Below are 19,261 nucleotides of genomic sequence, written 5' to 3' on the forward strand. Positions count from 1 at the left end.
GCGCGCCGGGGACGTTCTCCCACCCGGCGATCTTGATCCACTCCCCGTCGCTGTGCCTCATGCGCCCATCATGCCCGGTCCCGCGCGTTTTCCGGAAGGGTTTTTCAATGGACGGAACTGTAGGGTCGGCGCGGCGGGCCCGGACGACTAATGTTGGGGACGACATCCTTGGGTGAGGGGAGTTGTCGTGGGCGGCTCTGAGGTCGGAGGCTCGCGGATCGACTCGTCGGTTCCGCATTCGGCGCGGGTATGGAACTACCTGCTCGGCGGTAACGACAACTACGAGGTCGACCGGGAGGCGGCGGAACGGTTCATCGCGACGTTTCCGCCGATCCTCGCGATCGCGCGCGCGGACCGCGCGTTCCTCGGTAGGGCCGTCCGGCATCTGGTCGGCGACCTCGGCATCCGGCAGTTCCTGGACATCGGGACGGGCCTGCCGACGATGGACAACACGCACGAGGTCGCGCAGCGCATCGCGCCCGAGTCGCGGATCGTGTACGTGGACAACGACCCGCTCGTCCTCGTGCACGCGCGCGCGTTGCTGACCAGCACCGCGGAAGGCGCGTGCGACTACATCGAAGCCGACCTGCGCGAGCCGAAGTCCATCCTGGAGCGGGCCGGGACGACGCTCGACTACGGCCGGCCGGTGGCGATCATGCTGCTGGGCATCCTGCACTTCGTGCACGACATCGACGAGGCGCACGCGATCGTCCGGACGCTGCTCGACGCGGTCCCGTCCGGGAGCTACATGGTCGTCACGCACTCGACGCTCGACTTCGACCGCGACCCGTCCGTGCAGGCCGAGGCGCAGAGCGACTGGAACGCCAAGTCCGCGAACCCGATGCGGCCGCGGACGAAGGCCGAGATCGCGACGTTCTTCGAGGGCCTGGACGTCCTGGAGCCCGGCCTGGTGTCGATGTCGCGGTGGCGCCCGGAGTTCGAGGGCGCCGACGACGTCGCCGGCTACGCCGCGGTCGGCCGCAAGCCCTGACCTCGCGGGCCCGGCTTCACAGGTGGTCCCGGGCGTAGGACGCCAGTTCCGTCCGGTTGGAGACGCCGAGCTTGGCGTAGACGTGCGACAGGTGCGTCTTCACCGTGCCGCGGCTCATGAAGAGGCGCTCGCCGATCTCGGGGTTGCTGCGTCCCTCGGCGGCGAGCTGGACGACGCTCAGCTCGGCCGGTGTCAGGCTGCCCCACCCGCTGGACGGGCGGCCGCGCCTCCCCCGCATCCGGTGGACGGACTCGGCCGCCTCCCGGAGCGCGGTCGGCGCGGCGGCCGCCACGTCGATCTTCAGCAGGCGCGGGTCGTCGGTGAGGCCGGGCAGGCCGAGAGCGGCGTCGAGCCAGAGGCCGTGCTCGATCCTGAGCGCCAGGGCCTCGTGCCTGAGCTCCTCCGCGCGGGACGGCGAGGCGTGGGCGGATTCCTCCAGCGCGTCGGCGATCGTCCTGGGCAGGTTGGCGGCGCGAGCGGCTTCCAACGCGCGGGCGCACGAGGCTTCGTCCGGTTCGCCTAGCGCGCGCTGGGCTGCGGCCATGTAGACGAAGGTCTGCGGATGCGCGGCTTCGGGCCGCGTCAGCCAGCCCAGCGCGGCCTCCGGATCGCCTTCGGCGAGGAGCAGGTGGCCGATGGCCCGGTGCAGGCCGGGCACGAACGGCGGCCGCGTCTCCTCCAGCATCCTGATCATCGGTTCGAGGACGTCCCGGGCCGCGTCCACGCGTCCGGCGGTGATCTCGACCGCCGCCAGGACGGACGCGGCCAGGCCGATCCGGTGCTGGTCGGCGAGCGGACGGGCGATCTCGACCGCCTCGTCCGCCAGCCGCCGCGCCTCGGGGAGGTCGCCGGTGTGCAGGGCGCTCTCGGCCAGGAACGCCAGCGCCGTGGACGCGACGCCGCGGTCACCGCGTCCGGCCAGGCCCTCGACCGCCGCCCGCAGCAGCAGGACGGCCCGGTCGTGCTCGTCGCGAAGCTGGTGGATCATGCCGAGCAGCGCGGTCGCGCCGTCCGCGACGAAGCCCGAACCCGCCGCCGCCTCGTCCGTCCGCGCCTGCGCCAGGGCTTGTCCGGCGGTCTCGCGGGCGGCGTCCGGGTCGATGCCGAGGAGGCCGACCGCGCAGAGCAGCCTGGCGAGGGCGGCGGTCTCGGCGTCCCCGGCCTCGGTCGCGATCTCCAGGGCGGCCTCGGCGACGTCGTAGTCCAGGCCCTGCGGACGGTTCGTGTCGGCGACCAGCGCGAGTCCGGTGAGCAGGCGGGCCTGGAGCGCGGACCGGTCCGAGGGGCGCGCCTCGATCGCGCGGCGCAGCAGGACGAGCCCCTCGGGGCCGCGTCCGCCGAGGTGCCAGAGCCAGGGCAGGTGCGCGGCCAGCTCGCGGCCGCGGGACGGATCGTCCAAGGTCAGGCCGTATTCGGCGGCGGCCCGGAGGTTCTCGCGCTCGGGCGTGATCGCGGCGCGCCAGGCGTCCTTGCCGCGGTCGAGCAGCGGCGCGGCGTCCCTGGCGAGGTCGAGGCAGGCGTCGAGGTGGCGGTCGCGGACGGCCCCGGCGTCGGGCGCGTCCGCGAGCGCGGCGGCGGCGTACTGCCGGACGGTCTCCAGCATCCGGTACCGGGTTGTCTCTCCGACTTCGGCGGTCAGGAGCGACTTGTCCACCAGCGAGCGCAGGCCGGGCAGGACGTCCGAGCCGTGGAACAGGCCGGACGCGGTGTCGGAGCCGCAGACGCGGCGGGCCATGTCGAGGGTGGCGCCGCCGTGGAAGACGCCCAGGCGCCGGAACAGGACGCGGTCGGGCTCGTCCAGCAGGCCGTGGCTCCACGCCATGGACGCGGCGAGCGTCTGCTGGCGTGCGGGAACGCCGCGCGGGCCCCTCACCAGCAGCCCGAAGCGGTCGTCCAGGCCGCGCAGGATCTCCTCCGGCGACAGGGTCCCGGACCAGGCCGCGGCCAGCTCGACCGCGAGCGGGATGCCGTCGAGCCGCGCGCACGCCGTGCGGACGGCCCGGCGCGTCCCCGCGTCCTCGAAGGACCGGCCCGCACGCGCCTCGAACAGGGCGAACGCGTCGTCCGGACGCAGCGGGGGCACCCGCCAGACGGTCTCGCCGGGCACGCCGAGCGGCTCGCGGCCGGTCGCGAGGACCGTCGCGTCCGGACGGGTCCGCAGCACGTCCAGCACGGCGTCGGCGGCGGCCTCCAGCACGTGCTCGCAGTTGTCCAGGACGACCAGGACCGGCTCGTCCGGCGGGATCCCCGCGACGCCGACCAGCTCCGGGACGACGAGCGGATCGGACGTCGCGGACAGGTCCGTCCAGCGCACGGCGTGCTCGCAGAGGCGCGCGACCTCGGCGGCGAGCCGCGTCTTGCCGCAGCCGCCCGGCCCCGCGACCGTGACCAGCCGGGCGCCGCGCAGCGCCGCGGCCAGGGCCTCCAGCTCGGGCCCGCGGCCCACGAACCCGGTCAGCTGGACGGGCGGGCGCTCGCTTCCCATCGGCCTCCGATCTGCGTCGACGCGGGTCTCGACCCTAGAGCCCCGGCCCGGGGTCGGCCACCGGACCCGCACATATCGGCCACCTGGCAGATGTTCGGCCGCGCCGCGGACGCGAAGCTTAGGACATCACGAAGGACGGACCGAAAAGGAGCAGGACAATGGGCAAGGTCATCGCGAACATGTCGATGTCGCTGGACGGGTTCATCGCCGACACCGCCGATGGAATCGACAACCTGTTCGGGTGGATGGGGAACGGCGAGGTCGAGGTCCCGACGGCCGTCGAGTGGGCCACCTTCCGGATGTCGCCCGCGAGCGCCGCGTACATGAAGAACGCGCTGGAGAACGCCGGGGCGCTGATCGCCGGCCGGCACCTCTACGACATCACCAGCGGCTGGGGCGGCAAGCACCCGCTCGGCGTGCCGGTCTTCGTCGTCACGCACCGCCTGGACGCCGAGGCGCCGTCCGACGCCTTCACCTTCGTCGGGGACGTCGCGGAGGCCGTCGCCAAGGCGAAGGAGGCGGCGGGCGACCGGAACGTGGTCGTCGCCAGCGCCAAGATCGCCCAGCAGTGCCTCGACGCGGGCCTGCTGGACGCGATCAACGTCGACCTCGTCCCGGTGCTGCTCGGCTCGGGCGTCCGCTGGTTCGAGAACCTGGCGAAGTCCCCGGTCAAGCTGGGCGACCCGGTCGTCATCGAGGGCAACGGCGTCACCCACCTCGCCTACGAGGTCCAGCGCTGAAAGCCGGGGCCGGGCGCGCCGACCGCACGAGGGACGGCGCGCCAAGCCCGGTCAGGCGGCTTCAGCGCGCCAAGCCCGGTCAGGCGGCTTCAGCGCGCCAAGTCCGGTCAGGCAGGTTCGTAGCGCCGAGCCAGGTCAGGCGGGTTCGGCGCGCCGACCGCACAGGCGACGGCGCGCCGAGCCGGGTCAGGCGGGTTCGTAGCGGTAGCCGCGGCCGCGCAGGGTGGTGATCGCGCGGGGGTCGGCGCCGTGCTGGGCGAGCTTGCGGCGCAGCGCGGAGATGTGGACGTCCAGGGTCTTGGTGGGGCCGAACCAGTTGACGTCCCAGACCTGGTCGATCAGCTCCTCGCGGGTGACCACCTCGCCGGCCCGGGAGACCAGGCAGGCCAGCAGGTCGAACTCCTTGGGCCGCAGCGCGATCTCGGCGCCGTCGAAGGTGGCGCGGCGGGCGGCGAGGTCCAGGTTCAGGCTGCCGGACCCGACGAACCGCTCGTCCGCCTTGGACGCGCTGCTGCGCCGCAGGTGCGCGCGGAGCCGGGCCATCAGCTCGGTGAGCCGGAACGGCTTGGTCAGGTAGTCGTCGGCGCCCGCGTCGAGCGCCACCACCACCTCGAACTCCTGGGTGCGGGCCGTGAGGACGACGATGACCGTGTCGGTGAGCACCGAGCGCAGCCGGCGGCAGAGCGTGACGCCCTCCATGTCCGGCAGGCCGAGGTCGAGCAGGATCAGGTCAGGGGCGCGCGCGGAGACGCGCTCCAGCGCGTCCTTCCCGGTGGCCGCCCAGGCCGGCTCGTATCCCTGCGCCGCCAGCGCCTCGCCCAGCTCGGTGCCGATGACCTCGTCGTCTTCGACGACGAGCACGTATGGTCCCGCCATGCCACCTAGCGTAGGGGCCTCCGGGTTAGCGCGACGTTCACACCCGTACCGGACGTTCACCCCGGTCAACACGCGTTCCCCCCGATCGGTCACGCGGCCGCCCTACGCGGGCGCGTCGCGGCCCGACTCCGGGGCCGGGCGGCTCACGCCGCCCCGCTCGGTCCGGCGGCAGTAGGTGTTGCGGGACGTCATCTGGAGCGTGTCGCTCACCGTGTCGACCACCTTGGACAGGCGGGACCCGCTGTGCGGCTCGGCGGCGCACGCCGACGAGAGCGGCGACCGGGCGACGTGCCCGAGTCCGAGCGTGGCCAGCAGTGCCAGGGCGAGGACTCCGACGAGCACCTTGCGCATGTCCTGTGGCCTCCCGGTCACGTTCGGTCTCCGTTACGCCGGACTACCGTAGTCGCCTTCGGGTGAGAAGTCCTTCCCACCCTGGTTAGGGTTGCGTTTACCTTCCCGGCGGACCGTCCCGGATATCCTCCGGTCACCGCGGGTGCCCAGGTGAGAGGGGGAGGACGATGGCGGACCGGACGGCGCGCGCCGCGAGCACCCCGCTGCGCCGGCAGCTCCTGGTCACCATCGTGGGCATCACCTCGATCGCCGTGCTGGTGCTGGCGCTGCTGCTCGCCGTGGCCGTCCAGCGGCTCTACCACAGCGAGGCGATCACCAAGCTGGAGCGGGACGCCACCCGCGTCGCCGCCACCGCGCCGGACGACGAGGCGCACAACCCGCGGCCGTTCAGCAAGCCGGTCGGCCTCAACAAGCGCCTGGTCGTCGGGATCTACCGGGTGGACGGCACCCGCATCGTCGGGGACGGCCCGGAGTCGTCCCCGCTGGCGTCCGAGGCGGCCAACGGGCGGCTGCACGAGTCGGTCGAGGGCGGCACCCTCACGGTCGTCGCGCCGATCCCGTCCGAGGTGGGCGTCACCTCGATCGCCCGCGTCGGGATGCCGCAGAACGACGTGAACGACCGGCGGAACCGGGCCTGGCTGCTGATGGGCGCGTTCGCCGTGCTGGTGATCGGGCTCGCCGCGGGCGCCGCGTTCTACCAGTCCCGCCGGCTGGCGCGCCCGCTGGAGCGGCTGACCCGCGCCGCGCAGTCCCTCGGCGACGGCGACTTCACCGTCCGGGCCGAGCCGTCCGGCGTCCGGGAGGCGGACGAGGCGGGCCGCGCGCTGGAGGTCACCGCGCGCCGCCTCGGCTCCATGCTGGACCGCGAGCGCGCCTTCAGCGCCGACGTCTCGCACCAGCTCCGCACCCCGCTGACCGGCCTCCTGCTCGGCCTCGAATCCGCCCTGGAGCGCCCCAGCGCCGACCTCACCGCCGCGATCCGCGCGGCCGTGCGGCGCGGCGAGCACCTGCGCGACATCATCGACGACCTGCTCCGGCTCGCCCGGGACGCCGGCCCCGACGCCGAGGTCCTGGACGTCCCGGACCTCCTGGCCGACCTGCGCTCCCGCTGGTCGGTGACGCTCGCGGGCGTGGACCGCCCGGTCGCGGTCACCGCGCACGACCCGCTGCCCGACCTGCACGTGAAGTCGTCCGCCGTCCGGCAGATCCTGGACGTCCTGATCGACAACGCCGTCACGCACGGCGCGGGCCGGATCACCGTCGAGGCCAGCGACATCGGCGGCGGCCTCGCCATCGACGTCTCCGACGAGGGCCCCGGCGTCACCGACGACGCCGAGGACATCTTCGCCCGCCGGCACTCCGCCTCGGCCGACGGCCACGGCATCGGCCTGGCCCTCGCCCGCTCCCTCGCCGAGGCCGAGGGCGGCCGGCTCGTCCTGCGCCGCCCGTCGCCGCCGATCTTCACCCTGCTACTGCCCGCCGCCGACCCCCTCCCCCCTTCCGCCGACCACCCCAACCCCTGACATCGGCGCAGTAAGCACCCCAGAATTGCTTTTTCACGGATCAACTTCGCCGATAGTCCGCCCCTTGGGGAGATCATTACCCGGCACCCCCTAGGCTGGCGGCGTTGGGCATTCTGTGCGCCCTCATCCGTACACCCGCATGACCCCGTCCGGTCCTTTCCTCATGGGCGACACAGATGGCATTGGCAGGGGACGCGGCCGTCTCGGAGCTCGACCCCGGGACAGAGGCCCGAAACACGGCACGGCGGACGCCTCCGCGTCTCGCCGTCATGCCGGAACGGGCGGACCTTCCGGAACCGGCGCTCCTGGCCGAACCGAAATCCCTCGCCGAAACGCTCCCCGCCCTGGAAGTCGTCCCCGCGCTAGAAGTGACACCTGCGCTAGAAGTGGCGCTGGAATCGGTGCCTGCGCTGGAAGCACCGCCCGTGCTCGAAGTGGCGCCTGCGCTGGAAGTGGTGCCTGCGCCGGAAACGGTGGTCGTGCCGGAGCCGGCGGGGTGGAAGCTGCGGTTCGGGTTGCTATGGACGGGATCGGCGGCGTCGCTGCTCGGCGCGATGAGCGTCACGACCGCGGCGCCGCTGCTCGCGTTCACGCTCACCGGCTCGCCCGCGTTCGTGAGCTGGGTCGTCGCGGCCGGAACGGTCCCCGGGCTGCTGCTTCATGTGCCCGCCGGGATGCTCGTGGACCGGCTCGACCACTGGCGGACGATGCTGGTCGGCCAGACCGTCCGGACGCTGATGTCGCTGGCGGTCGTGCTGACGCTCGCCGCCGGGGTGTTCCGGCCGGGCGTGCTGGTGGTCGCGGCGCTGGTCAGCGGGGCCTGCACGACCTTCTACAACGTCGCCGAGGTGACCGCCGTGCCGCGCGTCGTCCCGGCGGCACGGCTCCAGACCGCGATGGCGCAGAACGAGGGCCGCGCGAACGGCGCGATGCTGCTCGGACGGCCCCTGGGCGGCGTCCTGCACGCGGTCGGGACGGCCGTCCCGTATGCGGCCGACGCCGTGTTCGGGCTCGCGTCCATGCTGGCGATCCTGACGCTCCGCTCCGCCGGGCTCCGGGGGCGCTGCGCGGGCCAGGACGATGCCGCACGTCCGCATGAGGGTTGGGCGCATGTCCGGCCGCTGCGGGCGGACGGCCCGACCGTCGCGTCCGCGCCCCGCCGGAAAGGGGCGCTCACGGCGGAGATGCTCGAAGGTCTGAAATGGCTGTGGCGGTACCGGTTCCTGCGCACGACGCTGATCGCGTGCACCGCCACCAACCTGCTGTTCCAGATGGTCACGCTGCTGCTGGTCGTGCGCGCGCGTGATGCCGGGCTTCCGCTCGCCATGGTCGGCGTGCTGCTCGCGGCGCCCGGACTCGGCGGATCGTTCGTGTCCGGCTACGTGGCGCTCACCCGCAGGCGGCGGTTCGGGCGGCGTCCGCTGCGCCTCGTGCGGCTGTGCATGTGGGCGTGGCTGGGGATGACCGTCCTGCTCGCGGCCGTCCCGTGGGCCGGTGTGTGGATGGTCGCCTGGGGCGGCGTCGGGTTCGTCGGCGCCCGGCTGAACATCGCGCTCTCCGCCTACCAGGCCAGCCGCACCCCTCCCGAGCTGCGCGGACGCGTCGCCGGGACGAACCGCTTCGTCACCCTCGGCGTCGCCCCGATCGGCACGATGTGCGGCGGCGTGGCGATCACGGCGGTCGGCGCCCTCGCGGTCGCGTGGGCGGTGCCCCTCGCCATCGCCGCCACGGGCGTCCTGCTCTGGACGGCCCGGAGGGCACGGGTGCGGCGGCTCCGGCGCCGGACCCGCCGGGACGCGGCGCCGGCACCGATGGCCCTCGTGTGAGCGCCCGCCCGACGTCTCCGAGCAGCTTCTGGAGTTCGTCGTCCACCTCGGCCGCGCTGCGCGGGTCCTGCTTGCCGGACTCGCCGAGCCCGTGCAGCCAGGCGCGCCGCACCTCCGCGCGCAGCGCGTCAAGCGGCCGCTCCAACTTCGGATCGTGCCCGGCCGCGTCCAGGAACGCCTGGATCTCCCTGACCACGGTGCGGTACTCGTCCGTAATGCGCCTTCTCAGCTCCTCGACCTCGCCGTCGAACTGCTTCAGCCGACCGATCAGGCGGATCGTCACGCCGAGGTCGACGACGGCGTTGTCCATGCTGCGCAAGGCGTCGCGGACGCGCTGGGCGGCGGCGTCCGCGTGCTCGGCCTCGCGCGCGTCCGCCGCGCGCCGCCGCTCGTAGGAGTGCCCGAGCCGGGTGGTGACGACGCCGACGACCGCGGTGAGCGTCCCGGTGAGGACGGCCGTCCCGCCCGTCACCAGCGCCGTGGCAGTGGAGCCCATGCCATGATCCTGCCCCGGAACCGGACGCCGCTCAGCGTCACATGCCACACCTGGAACGGCTTCCGTCCCAAGTAACTCGCAAGCCCGCCGAGGGGCACGGGGGTCACACGTCTGCCAGGAGGCGCCAGGCTTCGGCACGGAGGTGCTCGGGGAGGGGCGGGTGGCGGGCCTCGACGGCGCGGGTCGCGAGGTCGGTGGCGGTGCCGGTGTCGCCGGTCATCAGCTCGACCTGGGCCGCCCGGTACAGGGCCGGGCCGCTCTCCGCGCCCGCCGCGACGACCTCGCCGATCTCCTCGCGCGCCGCGTCCAGCCGGCCGCGCCGGGCGAGGGCGAGCGCGCGGGCGGCGCGGGCGCCGGGGTCGGCGGACCGGCCGAGCCGGTCCAGGTCGCGCAGCGCCGACTCCGACTCGCCGCGGTCGGCGCGGATCTCGCCGCGGATCTCCAGCGCCTCGGGCACGTCGCCGTGCCGGTTGAGCACGCCGCTGAGCACCGCGAGCGCGGCTTCGGGACGTCCGGCGCGCCACAGCATCCGGCCGAGGCCCACCTGGACGGACGCGTCGCCCGGTGCGAGGTCCGCGCCGCTGCGCATCAGCGCCACGCCGCGTTCGACGTCGCCCGCCGCGAACCGCGCCCAGCCCTCGGCGGCGAGCTGCCGGACGACCGCCGCGCCGTCGTCGATCGTCTGGAGCAGCTCGCCCGCGCGCCGGTAGCAGTGGCCCGCCTCGTCGTAGCCGCCGTGCAGGTAGGCGATGTTCCCGAGGACGGTCTGGACGTCCGCCTGGAACCCGGCGTCGGTCCCCGGATGCCCGGCCGCGGAGCCCGCGAGGCCGCGGGCGAGCAGGGCCTCCCCGGCGGCGAGCGCGGTCTCGGCCGCGCGGAGCCGGTGCCGCGGGTCCGCCGGGCGGCGCGAGTTCCGCCGCCTGGGCCGCTCCCCCAGCGCGCGGAAGGCGGAGGCCAGCTCAGGATTGCTGAGGACGTCGGTCACGGCGCCGCCGTCGCGGACGCTCGTCACCAGGTGCGCTTCGCGGAGGAGATGGAGTGCGGCGGCGGACGGGACGGAAGGTCTCGGCCGGAACGCGCGGCCGGGGTCAGGGGCCGCCGTGTCCTTGGGATGCGGAGGGATTCCGGCGGCGCGGCGGGCGACGTCCTCCGGTGTCCGCTCCCACTTCTTGAGGGTGCGCCAGTCGTCCTCGGAGGCCGCGCCGACGGAGCGGGCCGCGGCGTCCAGATCGTCCGCGATGGCGTTGACGGACGCGGCGCAGAGGTCGGCGATGATGTCGTCCAGCCCGGGGAGCAGCCGTTCGGGGAGGGTGTCGTCGTCCTCGTCGAGGCCGTCCCAGACGGCCCGGCAGGCGCTCTGGAGCAGCGCCGGGTCGACGGCGGCGTCATGGCGTGCGGCGCTCAGCTCGTCCACCAGGCGTTCGGCCGCGCCGGGCGCGAAGGCCCGGCCCGCCTGCCGCGCGGGTTCGGCGACCGCGTCCAGGGCCGCGCTCCGGCCGAGCGGCGCGAGCCGCAGCTCCGCGATCGGGAGCCCCTGCCGCGCGACGGCGCCGAGCAGGTCGTCGGCGTGCTCGTCCCGCACCGACAGCAGCAGCCGGACGCCGGAATCGGCAGCGACCGCCGCGAGCAGCTCGGGCAGGCCGTTGTACCGGGTGGCCGCCGCGCGGCCGGTGAACCAGCGCTCGGCGCGGTCCACCGCGAGCAGCACCGGCCGCCGCCCGCCGGGCAGCCCGCGCCGGATGCGGCGCAGGAGGGCGGCCATCGGGTCGGCGTCGCCGGGCGCCTCGTTCCAGGCGGCGAGCAGCGCCAGCAGGTACGGGTCGGTCTCCGGGAACGCCGCGGTCGGCAGGACGCGTCCCTGCGGCTCGACGGCGACCGGTCCGACGTCCACGAGCGGGGCGGGCGCGCGTCGCTCGTCGCGCAGCAGCGGCACGGCGCCCGCGCGGATCAGCGACGTCCGGCCGCAGCCGCCCGGCCCGCGCAGGACGGTGACCGGACGGTGCGTCCACAGCTCCGCGAGGCGCCGCGCCTCCTCGGCGCGGCCGAAGAACCGGTGCCGCTCCCCTTCGGTGAACGGCCTGAGCCCGGGATACGGGTTCCCGTCCCCGGAGTACGGGCCCGCGCCACCGGCGGCCGGAGCCGCGTCGAGCGGAGGCGGGTTCGCATCGAGCGGGGGCGGGGACGCGTCGCGCGGAGGCGGGTTCGCACCGAGCGGGGGCGGGGACGCGTCACCCGTGTTCGGGTTCGCGCCAGGGCGGGCCGGGAACTGCTCCACGTCGCCCACTCCCTCGCCCGGTTCAGCTCGGCTCGACCGCGCCCGGTCCCGCTCCACGGATCCGGCGCGTCACTCGTCGCCGAGGTAGGCGCTGAAGTTCGCGGACACCGCGGGCGGCCTGCGGCCGGGCGCGAGCACCCTCTCGATCTCCTCGGCGAGCACCGTCCCGCCGAGCCCGCTCAGCTCCTCCAGGGAGGTCCCGGAAAGATCCGGCAGGTCGCTGCGGAAATCCACCTCGTCGCGCATCGGAAGGCTCCTTGTTGCGGCGGTCGGGGGCCCGTCTGTGATTGTCCATGTTCCCCCGATCCGGCGGGGGAACCTGACCACATCGCGCCACTGTGCTGTCCGGCATTGCGGGCGCGCATTACGCGCGGGATTATGCGCCCTTCACGCGTCCTTCCGCCAGCCTGTTCGGAAAATTCCACAGCCCGGGCCGGAATCGGTTTTCCGTCATGGCCGGGCCTCCGGCGGCGGCATAGGATGCTTGACAAGATCAGTGGTGCGCCCACGTGCGGGAGGCGAGTCGCGTGACCGATTCGACCGGCGACATCCCGATGCCCATGGGAATCCCCCGCATCTGGGGAGCCAAGATTCCCGCACGCAACCACAATTTCACCGGCCGTGAAGATCTGCTCTCGTCCCTCCGGGAAGGGATCAGGAACAACGTCGCGGCGGCCGTGGTGCCTTACGCGCTGCACGGGATGGCCGGAGTCGGCAAGACGCAGCTGGCGATCGAGTACGCGCACCGGTTCCGGCCGGAATACCAGCTGGTGTGGTGGATCCCGTCCGCGCAGGAGAGCCTCGTCCGGTCCTCGCTCGCCGGGCTCGCGCCGCGGCTGGACCTGCCGCCCGCGAGCAAGGTCGGCGTCGAGGAGGCCGCGAACTCGGTGCGGCAGGCGCTGGAGCGCGGCGAGCCCTACGCCCGCTGGCTGCTGATCTTCGACAACGCCGACGAGCCGGACGACATCAACGCCTTCGTCCCGCAGGGCCCCGGCGACGTCCTGATCACCTCCCGCAACCCCAACTGGAAGGGCCGCGGGCGCGTCGCCACGGTCGAGGTGGACGTGTTCTCCCGGAAGGAGAGCGTCGAGTTCCTCGGCCGCCGGCTGCCGGGCGCGCTCGGCTCCGACGACGCCGACCACCTCGCCGACGAGCTGGGCGACCTGCCGCTCGCGCTGGAGCAGGCCGCGTCGCTGCTGCAGGAGTCGGCGATGTCGGTGCGGGACTACCTGACCCTGCTCCGCGACCGGATCGGCGACCTGCTGCTGGAGGGCGAGGCGAGCGAGTACCCGCGGCCGATGACGGCCGCCTGGCGGCTCGCTGTGGAGGAGCTGGAGCGCAACTACCCCAACGCCGTCCCGCTGCTGCGCTGCTGCGCGTTCTTCGGGCCCGAGCCGTTCCCCCGCGACGTGTTCCGGACCGCGCCGCCGGGCGTCTCGCCGGAGCTGGCCGACATCCTGCGCGACTCGATCGAGACCAGCCGCGCGGTCGCGGGCCTGCGCCGGTACGCGCTCGTCCGGGTCGAGATCGAGGGCGACAACCGGACGATCCAGATGCACCGGCTGATCCAGGGCCTGGTCCGCAACGCGCTGACGGGCGGCGAGCGGGCCCGCTACCTGTCGGACGTCCACCTGCTGCTGGCGGAGGCGACCCCGAACGACCCCGACCAGACCGAGTCGTGGCGCGACTTCAACGCCCTGTACGCGCACATCAACCCGACGGCCGCCATCGACAGCACCGACCCGCGCGTCCGCGCGATGGTGCTGTCGTTCGCGCGCTACCTGTACGTGTCCAGCGACCAGGCGGGCGGTGCGAGCTTCTCCAAGCGCGTCCAGGAGCACTGGAGCGAGAGCTCGCCGCCGGACGACCTGAACGTGCTGCGCGCCCGGCGGCTGCGCGCGATCCTGATCCGCGAGCGCGGCCAGTACACCGAGGCGTACGAGCTCAACCAGGAGACGCTGCGCACGATGCGCGCCAGCGGGCGCGACGACGACGAGTTCCGCGACCTGCTGCTCGCCGTGATCGACAGCAGCGGCGCGGACCTGCGCGCCCGCGGCGACTTCCGGCAGGGCCGCGAGCAGGGCGAGTTCTCGCTGCGCGAGCACGAGGACTTCTTCGGGCCCGAGCACGCCCGGACCGTCCGCGTGATGAACAACCTGGCGCTCGACTACGGCCTGGTCAGCGACTACGTGCGGGCGCGGGACGTGCAGGAGCGCTGCTACCGGCTGTCCTCGGGGCGGCCGCGGCCGGAGGGCGTGAGCGCCGTGGACGAGGCGGTCCGGCTGAACGGCCTGGCGCGCGCCGTCCGGCTGCTGGGCGACTTCCGGGACGCGATCGACTTCGGCGAGGACGCGGTCGCGCTCGCCACCGAGCAGCTCGGCCTGGAGCACGCGGTGACCGTCCGCGCGTCCACCGACCTCACCATCGCCAAGCGCCGCGCGGGCCGCTACCAGGAGGCGCTGGAGCTGGCCAGGGAGACCTACGAGCGGTGCGTCCGGCTGTTCGGGCCCGTCCACCCGGACACCCTCGCGTCCGCGACCAGCCTGGTGAACGTCTACCGGACGCTCGCCAAGCAGGACGAGGCGCTGAAGCTGGCGAAGACCGTCTCGGACCTCTACCCGGAGATGTACGGCCCGCGGCACCCGTACATCTTCGGCGTCCAGGGGAACCTGGCGCTGCTGCACCGCGTCCGGGGCGAGACGACGACCGCCCGGTCGACCAACGAGAAGGCCCTCGCGGGGCTGGAGGACCGGCTCGGCCGCGACCACCACTACTCGCTGACCGTCGCCACCAACCTCGCCAGCGACCTGGCCGACCTCGGCGACCTCGCCAGCGCGGTCGCGCTCGGCCGCGGCACGCTCCGGCGGCTGCGGTCACTGCTCGGCGTGGACCACCCGATGTCGCTCGCCTGCGCCGCGAACCTCTCGGTCGACCTGGAGCGCGAGGGCCGCGAGCAGCGCAACGACGCCCTCCAGCACGAGGGCGAGGCCCTCTACGAGGACACCATCCACCGCTACGCCCGCGTCCTCGGCATCACCCACCCGGACGCCGTCGTAGCCGCCGAACGCCGCCACCTCGACTGCGACTTCGACCCCCCACCCATCTAAACCGGGGACGCGTCAGACCTGCCTGCCGTGTCTGGATTGCCAGCGGTCTCGGTGGGTGGTCGCGGCGGTGCGAGCGAGGTCCAGGGCGGCGGACGGGACGGGTTCGCGGCGCCAGGCGCGGAGCGTCCGGTCCATCTCGGCGACGAAGCGCTCGCCTTCGGGTGTCAGCCGTCCGCTGCGGGCCAGGACCCGGGCGACCAGCGCGGACGCGTCGCGCCAGCGCGCGAACTCGGTGTGCGCGCGCAGCGCGGCGGGCCCGTGCTCGTGGTGCCGCTGCCTGCGCCAGAACCCGGCGACCCCGAGGTGGGCGTACGCGCCGGTGAGCAGGCCCGCGGCCGGGCGCGGGTCGTCCCGCCAGGGGGCGTAGTAGAGGACGCCGTCGTCCGGGCGGGTGAGCGGGACGGCGTCGTTCAGCGCGCCGAGCTTCGCGTGCTGCACCTCGTGCGCGAACGTGGCCGCGAGGTCCCGCTCGTCGTCGGGGAGGGACGCGAACAGGACGCCGAACGCCTCGTGCGCGGTGGCGCTGCTCATCCCCCGCGCCGAGGGGACGATCGGGGTGAGGGCGATCAGCGCGCGGGCGGCCTCCTCGGCGACCGTCCAGTGCCGCCGGACGAGCAGCCGCCAGGCCCCGCGCAGCGCCGCGCGCCAGCGGTCGGCGTCCGCCGGGGTGAGGCGGGGCGTCGGGTCGCCGCCGACCGTGCGGAGCGGGTCGGCGTCGTCCAGGAGGAGGTGCAGGGCCATGCCGTGGTACTCGGCCTCGACGCTGCGCAGGCCGCGCCAGCCGGGGGCGTCCCGGTGCGGGTCGTCCGGCAGCGTGACCGTGCCCGCCTCGGACGTGACCGTGACCGGCGCGCCGGGCGCGGCGCGGACGACGCCGGTCCCGGCGAACCGTCCGACCAGGCCGAGGGACGGCAGGAACAGGCCGTCCGGGCCGCCGACGACCTCGACCGGGCGGGGGTCGCGGGCCCGGACCGCCGCGGCGGCGGCGAGCGCGGTGATCGGGTCGGTGTCCGCGCCGGCGTCCGCGACCGCGTGCGCCCAGACCCCGACGGTCGGGTGGTCGAGGACGGCGCGGACCTCGTCCGGCGCGCGGCCCTGGATCTCCGCGAGCTGCGCGTACGCCTGGCGGGCGCGGGCCTCGCGCGCCGGGTCGCGCGATCTGGCGGCCTCGCGGACCCAGCGGAGCAGCAGCGCGCGCTTGGACCGCTGGACGCGCCACAGCTCGTCCACGGCGTAGGCTCCGCCGCCGCCCTGCGCGAGCCCGAGGAAGACCTTCTCGGGGATCGACAGCCGCTTCGGTTCGGGCCGCGAGGCCCGTGCGGGCCGCGCGGCCCGTGTCCCGGCGCTCGTGGTGCTCTTGGCGCGCGCCACGTCGCGGGCGACGGCGTCTCGGATGTGGCTGACCAGCCGGTACAGGTCGCGGCAGTAGACGGACGGGTTCCGGAAGCCGCTTCCGGCGCTGTACCGGTGGACGTACAGGCCGCCGCCGCAGATGTGGCCGACCGGGCAGGCGCGGCACGTGTCGGACAGCGCGTCCGCTCCGATCTGGCGGGCGGCGGTGGCGGGGAGGGCGAGCGCGGCGTCGAAACCGTCCCGGCCCACGTGGAGGCCGGTGGCGGCGGCGCCCTCGTAGGCGGACTTGAGGGTGTCGACCTGCTCGATCGTGCCGTCCGTCTCGACCACGACCATCGCCGCCGGGGACAGCCCGACCATCTCGCTCGCGGACGGCCGTCCCAGGCTCAGCGCGATGATCTCGCGGAACAGCCGGACGCTCGTCTCCCGCTCCGGCGCGCCGGCCCAGCGGTCGAAGACGGCGGCCAGCCAGTCGCCGTAGGGCTCGTCCGCGGCGGACGGGTCGCGCCCCGGCGGCGGGGCGTCCCAGTTGCCGTGCGGCAGCAGCAGGTCGATCGCGGGCGGACGGAACTCCAGCAGCGCCTCGTAGGTCTCGACCGGCGGGTTCGCGAGGTCGACGGTGGCGAGCAGCCCGGTGAACAGCCGCCGGTAGGGCTCGGCCGTGAGCCGCCGCAGGCCCGCCGCGGTCTCCGCGTAGCTGCCCCGGCCGTTCGCGTGCAGCCGGTGCCGGTCGTGGCCGCGCTCGTCCCCGTCCAGGCTGACGCTCACCCGCACGTCCAGCTCGTCGAACAGGCGCAGGAACGGCTCGTCCAGCAGGACGGCGTTGGTCTGCACCCCGGCGCGCACCCGCGTCCGCGTTCCGGCCGCCTCCCGAACGGCCAGGACGGTCCGCCGGATCAGTTCCGGCCCGGCCAGAAGCGGCTCGCCGCCGTGCAGGATCAGCTCGATCCCGCCCAGCCGGTGCGCGCGGACGTGCTCCCCGATCCGCCGCGCCGTGGCGTCCACGACCGCCTCGCTCATGCGCCGGGGCTGGTCCCGCCACCCCTGGTCGGCCATCTCGTAGACGTAGCAGTAGTCGCACGCCAGGTTGCAGCGGCTGTGGATCTTCAGGATGAACTGCCGGAACGGCGTCGGCCGCCATCCGGCCGCGCGCGCCGCCGCGAGGTCCATCGCACCGGGCCATTCGCGTCCGTCGGTCCGACCCGCCACGCCGATCAGCCCCCAGGGTTGGTCCGGGCACGGTGCGACGCCGGACGGCCGAGCACCTTTGCCCCGATATGTGAGCCCCCACCGTGATCAACAAACCCCCCGTCCCGACCACAACCGGGCACCCGGGCCCGACCGGAGGATCTCCCGACCGCCGATTCCGGCGCGCGTCCCGGCGATACGGAACCCCAACGGGCAAGGGACGGCACGCCGGACGGAAGCCGCGTCGCCACCGGCCGTCCCGAACAAGGAGGCCGTCCGCGCCAAACGGCGCGAAATCCGGTCCCCGCTGCCACACCCATCGACATCGAAGGGTGCGGAACAGCGCCGCGGGAACACGTCGGGACGGCGCCGCGGGAGTCGGGACGGCGACGCTGGAACGGACGGGGAGTGCGGTGCGGGGAAACGTGGGATGGACGAGGCGGTTCCGGGCACTCTGCGGCGTCGGGACGGGGTCCCGCGACGGTTCGTGTTCTCCCGGATCCCGGGCGCCACCGCGATCAGCCGAACTGCGCGAGATGGCGGCGGGGACGCAATGCGGGTTAGGCACCCGACCGCAACGCCGGGCGGGCGGGCCGCCGGGACCGGACCAGTCCTGCGTAGGGCACGTACCAGCACAGACCAGGGCAAGACGGCCGATAACGGTTGAGACTCGTGGGGAGGACGCCCCTTGAACTGGTACGGACCAGCTCTTATCGTCGGGCCACGCGCGTTTCTGCTCATAGAGCATTCGTACCGCGCACATTCTTTCATGTGCGCCGGAGAAGGCGGGGACCAGATGAAACGGCATCTCACGGTCGCCATCGCCGCGGGCCTCACGGTCGCCGTGGGCGTCAGCGGCTGTAGCAAGGGCAGCTCGTCGAGCGGCGGCAGCGGCGACAACAAGACGATCAAGTTCGTCGCGGCCATCTACGACGACAACACCAAGGGCTACTGGGACGGCCTGATCAAGGACTTCGAGGCGAAGAACTCGGGGTACAAGGTCGACCTGGAGATGGTGGACTGGACGCAGATGGACGCCAAGGTGAAGACCTACGTCCAGACCAAGCAGGTCCCCGACGTCCTGAACTACAACGCGTTCTCCGACTTCGCGCGGGACGGCCTGATCTACCCGGCGTCCGACGTCGTGTCGCCGAGCACGCTGAGCGACTTCTCGCCGACCTTCGTCGAGCAGGCCAAGTACAACGGCACCCAGTACGGGCTGCCGTTCATCTCCAGCGCGCGCCTGATGTTCTACAACAAGGACCTGTTCAAGAAGGCCGGCATCAACGACGCCCCGAAGACCTGGGCGGACGTCAAGGCCGACGCGCAGAAGGTCAAGGCCGGCGGCGCGATCGGCTACGGCCTGCCGCTCGGGCCCGAGGAGGCCCAGGCGGAGTTCTACTCCTGGGCGATGAACAACAACGGCGGGTGGGTCGACGCGTCCGGCAAGTGGGCGATCGACCAGCCGGCCAACGTGGACACGCTGAACTTCCTCAAGGACCTGAACAAGTCCGGCCTGACCCAGCCGAACCCGGAGTCCACCGACCGCAAGACGGTGTTCAACCAGTTCGCGCAGGGCCGCGTCGGCATGGCGATCGGCGGCCCGTTCACCCGCGCGGGGTTCATCGACACGGTGAACAAGAACCTGAACTACGGCATCGCGCCGCTGCCCAGCAAGGACGGCAGCCAGCACAACACGCTCGGCGTCATGGACGTGCTCGCCGCGTTCAAGAAGAACGACGGCAAGAACAAGGAGGCGGTGAAGAAGTTCCTCGACTTCTTCTACTCCAAGGACAACACCAGCAAGTTCCTCAAGCTGGAGAACTTCCTGCCGGTGACCAAGTCCGCCGGTGACGCGCTGAGCGCCGACCCGTACTTCAAGCAGTTCGTGGACGCGCTGCCGACCAGCAAGTTCGCCCCGACCAGCAACCCGGCGTGGAGCGCGGTGGCGGGCGCGGTCAAGCAGCAGCTCGGCACCGCGGTCGCGAACAAGGACCCGAAGGCGGTCCTCGGCGACATCCAGAAGACCGCCCAGAAGGCCGGCTGATCG

Annotated in this window: 12 protein-coding genes; 6 read left to right on the top strand and 6 right to left on the bottom strand. The window is 73.7% G+C overall.

All coding sequences use genetic code 11. The features are described from left to right. Positions 1-187: 187 nt before the first annotated feature. Positions 188-991 (top strand): SAM-dependent methyltransferase, encoded by an 804-nt coding sequence (locus FHU30_RS01765; RefSeq protein ID WP_253870618.1) that lies wholly within the window; start codon positions 188-190, stop codon positions 989-991. Between the two features lie 16 nt (positions 992-1,007). Here the strand turns inward: FHU30_RS01765 and FHU30_RS01770 are convergent, their stop codons facing one another. Next, on the bottom strand, positions 1,008-3,476 hold the full coding sequence (locus FHU30_RS01770; protein WP_253870620.1) for a LuxR C-terminal-related transcriptional regulator: 2,469 nt from the start codon (positions 3,474-3,476) through the stop codon (positions 1,008-1,010). 158 nt (positions 3,477-3,634) lie between these two features. Here FHU30_RS01770 and FHU30_RS01775 point away from each other — a divergent pair, with 158 nt between their 5' ends. Further along, positions 3,635-4,216: a dihydrofolate reductase family protein gene (locus FHU30_RS01775; RefSeq protein ID WP_253870622.1), complete on the top strand. Its 582-nt coding sequence runs from the start codon at positions 3,635-3,637 to the stop codon at positions 4,214-4,216. Between the two features lie 186 nt (positions 4,217-4,402). Here FHU30_RS01775 and FHU30_RS01780 read toward each other — a convergent pair whose 3' ends face one another. After that, positions 4,403-5,092 carry a response regulator transcription factor gene (locus FHU30_RS01780; RefSeq protein ID WP_253870625.1) on the bottom strand — a complete coding sequence of 230 codons (690 nt, stop codon included), beginning with the start codon at positions 5,090-5,092 and terminating at the stop codon, positions 4,403-4,405. A gap of 102 nt (positions 5,093-5,194) precedes the next feature. Beyond that, positions 5,195-5,464, bottom strand: a complete 270-nt coding sequence (locus FHU30_RS01785) for a hypothetical protein (RefSeq protein WP_253870627.1) — start codon at positions 5,462-5,464, stop codon at positions 5,195-5,197. Between the two features lie 146 nt (positions 5,465-5,610). On the opposite strand from FHU30_RS01785, the gene FHU30_RS01790 reads away from it, so the two are divergent. Both FHU30_RS01790 and FHU30_RS01795 read left to right on the top strand, forming a co-directional pair. Then, entirely contained in the window at positions 5,611-6,966 is a 1,356-nt protein-coding gene (locus tag FHU30_RS01790) for a HAMP domain-containing sensor histidine kinase (protein ID WP_253870629.1), read from the top strand. A gap of 269 nt (positions 6,967-7,235) precedes the next feature. Beyond that, positions 7,236-8,792 (top strand): MFS transporter, encoded by a 1,557-nt coding sequence (locus tag FHU30_RS01795; protein ID WP_253870632.1) that lies wholly within the window; start codon positions 7,236-7,238, stop codon positions 8,790-8,792. Positions 8,793-9,391: 599 nt separating this feature from the next. Here FHU30_RS01795 and FHU30_RS01800 read toward each other — a convergent pair. Both FHU30_RS01800 and fxsA read right to left on the bottom strand, forming a co-directional pair. Continuing rightward, entirely contained in the window at positions 9,392-11,563 is a 2,172-nt protein-coding gene (locus tag FHU30_RS01800; protein ID WP_253870634.1) for an nSTAND1 domain-containing NTPase, read from the bottom strand. Between the two features lie 69 nt (positions 11,564-11,632). Next, positions 11,633-11,809, bottom strand: a complete 177-nt coding sequence (gene fxsA, locus FHU30_RS01805) for an FxSxx-COOH cyclophane-containing RiPP peptide (protein ID WP_253870636.1) — start codon at positions 11,807-11,809, stop codon at positions 11,633-11,635. A gap of 281 nt (positions 11,810-12,090) precedes the next feature. On the opposite strand from fxsA, the gene fxsT reads away from it, so the two are divergent. After that, a complete protein-coding gene (gene fxsT, locus FHU30_RS01810; protein WP_253870638.1) occupies positions 12,091-14,670 on the top strand; it encodes an FxSxx-COOH system tetratricopeptide repeat protein in 2,580 nt (859 codons plus the stop codon). 12 nt (positions 14,671-14,682) lie between these two features. On the opposite strand, the gene FHU30_RS46840 is transcribed toward fxsT, so the two are convergent. Further along, complete coding sequence (locus FHU30_RS46840) at positions 14,683-17,232, bottom strand: FxsB family cyclophane-forming radical SAM/SPASM peptide maturase (protein WP_308211152.1); 2,550 nt, start codon at positions 17,230-17,232, stop codon at positions 14,683-14,685. A gap of 775 nt (positions 17,233-18,007) precedes the next feature. On the opposite strand from FHU30_RS46840, the gene FHU30_RS01825 reads away from it, so the two are divergent. Continuing rightward, positions 18,008-19,258, top strand: coding sequence for an extracellular solute-binding protein (locus FHU30_RS01825; protein WP_253870640.1), 1,251 nt, complete (start codon positions 18,008-18,010; stop codon positions 19,256-19,258). Positions 19,259-19,261 lie beyond the last annotated feature (3 nt).

The sequence above is a fragment of the Actinomadura rupiterrae genome, from assembly GCF_024172125.1.
GTDB lineage: Bacteria > Actinomycetota > Actinomycetes > Streptosporangiales > Streptosporangiaceae > Spirillospora > Spirillospora rupiterrae.

Excerpts from the sequence above, each read along its gene's own strand:
- FHU30_RS01790 (WP_253870629.1), top strand. The coding sequence starts at position 5,611 with ATGGCGGACCGGACGGCGCGCGCCGCGAGCACCCCGCTGCGCCGGCAG.
- FHU30_RS01780 (WP_253870625.1), bottom strand. The coding sequence starts at position 5,092 with ATGGCGGGACCATACGTGCTCGTCGTCGAAGACGACGAGGTCATCGGC.
- FHU30_RS01825 (WP_253870640.1), top strand. The coding sequence starts at position 18,008 with ATGAAACGGCATCTCACGGTCGCCATCGCCGCGGGCCTCACGGTCGCC.
- fxsA (WP_253870636.1), bottom strand. The coding sequence starts at position 11,809 with ATGCGCGACGAGGTGGATTTCCGCAGCGACCTGCCGGATCTTTCCGGG.
- FHU30_RS01770 (WP_253870620.1), bottom strand. The coding sequence starts at position 3,476 with ATGGGAAGCGAGCGCCCGCCCGTCCAGCTGACCGGGTTCGTGGGCCGC.
- FHU30_RS01775 (WP_253870622.1), top strand. The coding sequence starts at position 3,635 with ATGGGCAAGGTCATCGCGAACATGTCGATGTCGCTGGACGGGTTCATC.
- FHU30_RS01795 (WP_253870632.1), top strand. The coding sequence starts at position 7,236 with ATGCCGGAACGGGCGGACCTTCCGGAACCGGCGCTCCTGGCCGAACCG.